This window comes from Bacillus sp. 05T22 (genome assembly GCF_056396765.1).
The window spans coordinates 2,501-4,605 of the sequence record NZ_JBFTMC010000211.1; the positions used below are offsets into that span (position 1 = coordinate 2,501).

General features: G+C 53.3%; 3 tRNA genes and 1 other annotated feature (1 of these 4 cut by a window edge). All 3 genes read left to right on the top strand.

Annotation, left to right across the window (positions count from 1 at the left end):
* Positions 1-1,681, top strand: a sequence feature (most likely nonfunctional fraction of RNA operon); it begins 2,500 nt to the left of the window's first position.
* A gap of 105 nt (positions 1,682-1,786) precedes the next feature.
* Positions 1,787-1,861 (top strand) — tRNA-Asn (locus AC1DIT_RS27760).
* A 4-nt stretch (positions 1,862-1,865) separates the two neighbouring features.
* Positions 1,866-1,938: transfer RNA gene (locus AC1DIT_RS27765), tRNA-Thr, on the top strand.
* A 23-nt stretch (positions 1,939-1,961) separates the two neighbouring features.
* Positions 1,962-2,036: transfer RNA gene (locus tag AC1DIT_RS27770), tRNA-Glu, on the top strand.
* Positions 2,037-2,105: the final 69 nt, after the last annotated feature.

Consider the following 2,105-nt stretch of genomic DNA (forward strand, 5'->3'; position numbering starts at 1 on the left):
GTTCTAAGGGCAGTGAAGTCAGACCGTAAGGACTGGTGGAGCGCTTAGAAGTGAGAATGCCGGTATGAGTAGCGAAAGACGGGTGAGAATCCCGTCCACCGAATGCCTAAGGTTTCCTGAGGAAGGCTCGTCCGCTCAGGGTTAGTCAGGACCTAAGCCGAGGCCGACAGGCGTAGGCGATGGACAACAGGTTGATATTCCTGTACCACCTCTTTATCGTTTGAGCAATGGAGGGACGCAGAAGGATAGAAGAAGCGTGCGATTGGTTGTGCACGTCCAAGCAGTTAGGCTGATAAGTAGGCAAATCCGCTTATCGTGAAGGCTGAGCTGTGATGGGGAAGCTCCTTATGGAGCGAAGTCTTTGATTCCCCGCTGCCAAGAAAAGCTTCTAGCGAGATAAAAGGTGCCTGTACCGCAAACCGACACAGGTAGGCGAGGAGAGAATCCTAAGGTGTGCGAGAGAACTCTGGTTAAGGAACTCGGCAAAATGACCCCGTAACTTCGGGAGAAGGGGTGCTTTCTTAACGGAAAGCCGCAGTGAATAGGCCCAAGCGACTGTTTAGCAAAAACACAGGTCTCTGCGAAGCCGTAAGGCGAAGTATAGGGGCTGACACCTGCCCGGTGCTGGAAGGTTAAGGAGAGGGGTTAGCGTAAGCGAAGCTCTGAACTGAAGCCCCAGTAAACGGCGGCCGTAACTATAACGGTCCTAAGGTAGCGAAATTCCTTGTCGGGTAAGTTCCGACCCGCACGAAAGGTGTAACGATTTGGGCACTGTCTCAACCAGAGACTCGGTGAAATTATAGTACCTGTGAAGATGCAGGTTACCCGCGACAGGACGGAAAGACCCCGTGGAGCTTTACTGTAGCCTGATATTGAATTTTGGTACAGTTTGTACAGGATAGGCGGGAGCCTTTGAAGCCGGAGCGCTAGCTTCGGTGGAGGCGCTGGTGGGATACCGCCCTGACTGTATTGAAATTCTAACCTACGGGTCTTATCGACCCGGGAGACAGTGTCAGGTGGGCAGTTTGACTGGGGCGGTCGCCTCCTAAAGTGTAACGGAGGCGCCCAAAGGTTCCCTCAGAATGGTTGGAAATCATTCGTAGAGTGCAAAGGCATAAGGGAGCTTGACTGCGAGACCTACAAGTCGAGCAGGGACGAAAGTCGGGCTTAGTGATCCGGTGGTTCCGCATGGAAGGGCCATCGCTCAACGGATAAAAGCTACCCCGGGGATAACAGGCTTATCTCCCCCAAGAGTCCACATCGACGGGGAGGTTTGGCACCTCGATGTCGGCTCATCGCATCCTGGGGCTGTAGTCGGTCCCAAGGGTTGGGCTGTTCGCCCATTAAAGCGGTACGCGAGCTGGGTTCAGAACGTCGTGAGACAGTTCGGTCCCTATCCGTCGTGGGCGTAGGAAATTTGAGAGGAGCTGTCCTTAGTACGAGAGGACCGGGATGGACGCACCGCTGGTGTACCAGTTGTTCTGCCAAGGGCATAGCTGGGTAGCTATGTGCGGAAGGGATAAGTGCTGAAAGCATCTAAGCATGAAGCCCCCCTCAAGATGAGATTTCCCATAGCGTAAGCTAGTAAGATCCCTGAAAGATGATCAGGTTGATAGGTTCGAGGTGGAAGCATGGTGACATGTGGAGCTGACGAATACTAATAGATCGAGGACTTAACCATATAATATGAAGCAACCCATACCGAACACGGAAGTTAAGCTCTCTAGCGCCGATGGTAGTTGGGACCTTGTCCCTGTGAGAGTAGGACGTTGCCAGGCAATATTATTCCGCAGTAGCTCAGTGGTAGAGCTATCGGCTGTTAACCGATCGGTCGTAGGTTCGAGTCCTACCTGCGGAGCCATTATGCTTCCATAGCTCAGCTGGTAGAGCACTTCCATGGTAAGGAAGAGGTCACCGGTTCAAGCCCGGTTGGAAGCTTGCGAACGGTATTAAAACTTTTTGGCCCGTTGGTCAAGTGGTTAAGACACCGCCCTTTCACGGCGGTAACACGGGTTCGAATCCCGTACGGGTCACCACTTTTGGAGGATTAGCTCAGCTGGGAGAGCACCTGCCTTACAAGCAGGGGGTCGGCGGTTCGATCCCGT